The sequence below is a fragment of the Streptomyces pathocidini genome, from assembly GCF_001418495.1.
Lineage (GTDB): Bacteria > Actinomycetota > Actinomycetes > Streptomycetales > Streptomycetaceae > Streptomyces > Streptomyces pathocidini.
In genome coordinates this window covers 1-3,098 of sequence record NZ_LIQY01000315.1, presented here as the reverse complement: position 1 = coordinate 3,098, position 3,098 = coordinate 1, and the positions used below count along the sequence as shown (strand labels likewise).

General features: G+C 72.2%; 3 protein-coding genes. 2 read left to right on the top strand and 1 reads right to left on the bottom strand.

The annotated features are described in order from the left end of the window. Positions 1-810 precede the first annotated feature (810 nt). The gene (locus AOK16_RS15990; protein ID WP_055472912.1) at positions 811-1,503 is read left to right on the top strand and encodes a bifunctional DNA primase/polymerase; all 693 of its coding nucleotides are present in this window, start codon (positions 811-813) and stop codon (positions 1,501-1,503) included. A 251-nt stretch (positions 1,504-1,754) separates the two neighbouring features. Further along, positions 1,755-2,492 carry a hypothetical protein gene (locus tag AOK16_RS15985; protein ID WP_240483596.1) on the top strand — a complete coding sequence of 246 codons (738 nt, stop codon included), beginning with the start codon at positions 1,755-1,757 and terminating at the stop codon, positions 2,490-2,492. A gap of 148 nt (positions 2,493-2,640) precedes the next feature. Here AOK16_RS15985 and AOK16_RS15980 read toward each other — a convergent pair. Further along, positions 2,641-3,098 (bottom strand): DUF5926 family protein (locus AOK16_RS15980; RefSeq protein ID WP_240483595.1); only part of this gene is annotated, 458 nt, incomplete at its 5' end.

Here is a 3,098-nt window from a genome sequence, read left to right as displayed (position 1 = left end):
GGTGAGGGGAGCGAGGGCTCGATTCCGGCCACTTTCGGAAGGTGCGGGGCGCTCATGGCCGACGACCTCCGGACCAGGTCCGCGGCGCCATGGGCCACCGGCGCGCATCCGCCCTCAACAGGGCGCTGGCTGTTCTGAATCGCGGCGTTTTGTTAGGATTTGTCGCGCGATCGTTCCGGCGGTCAATTTCACGCAATAGCATCGCAAACCCCCATGTCATGCTGCGCCGCTATCAATGCCTCCACATCTACACGCAGCCGTCTGGTGTGTCCAGCATTGTGCGGACGGGGTTGTTGGTGTCTATGGTGATTCCAGGTTGGCTGAAAAAACTCCCCACGGCCGTCAATTTGCGGTCGACTGAAGCCATTCGACAACGCGTCATATCCACCGCGGTGGGTACGTACTCGGAGAAGGGCAGGGGCAGTTGGGGGCGCCCCGGAACCTCGCGGCGGCCTCGGACGTCTTACTTGGCGAAGGCCGCCCATCCCCGAGTGGCGTGGGGCCCTCCGTGCTGCGGCGCGGAGGCGGAACGGGGACGGTAAGCGCCATGTGAGCGCCACCCCTCGCCATGTCCCGCGCTCGGCCCGCGATGTGATGCGCTGCTATGGACGCGCAGTGCCGAATGCTCCACGTGGTGTGAACGGACTGAACGGGCCCGCGCAACACCGCGTACTGCTCAGCAGCTCGATCGGTACACCAGGCAGTCCGGTAGACCCGGCTCCATCCGACCAGTGGTACGTATGCCGATACAGCGTGTGATGACGCGATGGATTACGGCCCCTCGGCGTTAACGGAAAGGAACGAGCGCTCATGCGCGAGATCCTCGGAAGGCGACGCAGGCTCCTGCCCCGGCGCAAGCGCGACGGGAAGTCGACCCTGCTCGAAGCGGCGCTGACCTGCGCCACCGAGTGGCAGTGGCCCGTGCTCCCGGGCGTCGGGCTCCAGTCCGGCGGCGGAGTGTGGGGCACTGGTCCGCGCGGCTGCAGCTGTCCGCACCCGGACTGCGTGGTTCCCGGCGCGCATCCCTTCGACCCCGGGCTGCTCGCGGCCACGACGGACGCCCGCATGGTGCGGTGGTGGTGGCGGAACCGCCCGACCGCGCCGATCATCCTGGCCACCGGCGGCAGCGCGCCCTGCGCGCTGAGCCTGCCCGCGGCCGCCGCGGCCGAGGCCCTCGTGGCGCTGGACCGGATGGGCATCCGCCTCGGCCCCGTGGTCGCGACGCCGACCCGCTGGTCGATCCTCGTCGCCCCCTACTCCCTCGAAGTGCTGGGCGAGTTGCTGCACCGCCAGGACTGGGTGCCCAGCTCGCTGCGGTTCCACGGCGAAGGCGGCTACGTGGCCCTTCCGCCCTCCGAGACCGGCACCGGCCCGGTCCGCTGGGAGCGGGCTCCGCTGCCCGGTTCGGCCGCGCCCTGGCTGCCGGACGTGGAGGCGGTCGTGGACGCGCTGGTCCGGGCGAGCACGGGCGCGCCCGGCGGCGGAAGCCGGCTCACCTACTGACGCGGTACGCGGCCCGTCGGCGTACGGGCGTACGAGCCTGATCCGGGCGGCACTGCGAGCCGGTCCCCCGTCAACACGGGGACCGGCTTTCTGCTGTGTTCACTCGTACGGGTGCGAGGTGGGCGGAGTTCCCGGGGAAGCGGCTGGGCGCGTCCGGTCGGCCCCGCTCTGCCGGATATGTTTCGGCCTGCCGTCAGACGTTCCGGGTGCGTCTGAGCAAGCGTCCTCAGCGAGTTGCGGGGTGGGTCCACATGGAGCGTGCGACGAATCCGCGCGGGTCGGCTCTCCGTACGGCCGCGCTCGCGGCGGTCACGATCGCCGCCGTCTCGCTGCCGCTGGCCGCCGCGACGGCCGGCTCGCCGGACCGGGTCGGGAGCGGGGGGACCTCGCAGGCGCCTGCCGCGGCGCCCTCCCTTTCCACCGCCCTGCCGCCGCCCCGCGGCTCCGGTCTGCTGTCCGAGATCGGTCTGGCCGGCAAGGCGCGGTGCGGGCCCGAACTCGCCTCCCCGGAAGGGGTGGAGGCGCAGACCTGTGTGCTGAGCGCCGGGCCGGACACCTGGGGGCGCACGTACTACCGCAATGCCACCGGCCGTACGCTGCGCGCCGTCCTGAGCCTGATGCGCCCCGACGGCCGGACCGTGCAGGTGCACTGCACGCTGGCGGCAGAGGGGAAGCCGGGGGCGTGTGAGACGCCGCACGCGCCGGGGGCGGGCCCCAACGCGCGGCAGCGCGGGGCCGCCACATCAGGTCAGACTGACGGGGCGCGAGTCCTGGCGGGCGGTGAAGCCGAGGGCGGGGTGGATTACGGGGCGGTGGCGGAGATCGCGTCCGCCGACTCGGATCGGCTCCTGCTGCGCTCCGGCAGCAACCCCCCTGAATCCGCCGCCGGTCGGAGGGCCGGTGCCACGCCCGCGACCGGGGCCGGACATGGAAGCGCCCGGTCGCTGGCGACGGGGGATGCACCAGCGACCGGGCTTCCAGAACGGTAACAAGAGATCCGCCGATCGCAAATTCGATCAGGGATTTCCGGAAAGCGATTTCGCCGCTCCCGCAGGGGAGTTGACGGGTTGTGACGGGGGTCACCCGGCCCCGGACGCGGGCACGGGAGTACCCGCATCCGGGGCCGGGGCCCGGACGTCAGCTCAGCGTCACCTGGCGGTTGGTGAGCCCGCCGCGCGCCCGCCGCTCCTCCGGGGTCAGGGGTGCGTTCGAGGCGAGGGCCTCGGCGAGCCGCTCGGCGAACTCGGCGGCCGGCTTCTCCACGTCCTCCGCTTCCACGGTGCTCGGCAGGTCCCACACCGGCACCACGAGGCCGTGCGCCCGGAACGAGCCGACGAGCCGAGTGCCCTCGCCGAGCGCCGAGTTGCCCGCGGCGTGCAGCCGCGACAGCGCGTCGAGCAGCTGCTCCTCGGGGTGCGGCATGACCCACCGCAGGTGGTTCTTCTCCGGCGTGCGGCACCAGTACGCCGCCTCGACGCCGGACAGCCGGGCGGTCGGGATCGCGGCCTCGTTGGCGCGCTCCAGGGACGCGGCGACCTCCGGGGAGGAGTTCTCGGCGTCCTCCAGCCAGAACTCGAAGCCGTCGTGCACGACGG

Excerpts from the sequence above, each read along its gene's own strand:
- AOK16_RS15990 (WP_055472912.1), top strand. The coding sequence starts at position 811 with ATGCGCGAGATCCTCGGAAGGCGACGCAGGCTCCTGCCCCGGCGCAAG.
- AOK16_RS15985 (WP_240483596.1), top strand. The coding sequence starts at position 1,755 with ATGGAGCGTGCGACGAATCCGCGCGGGTCGGCTCTCCGTACGGCCGCG.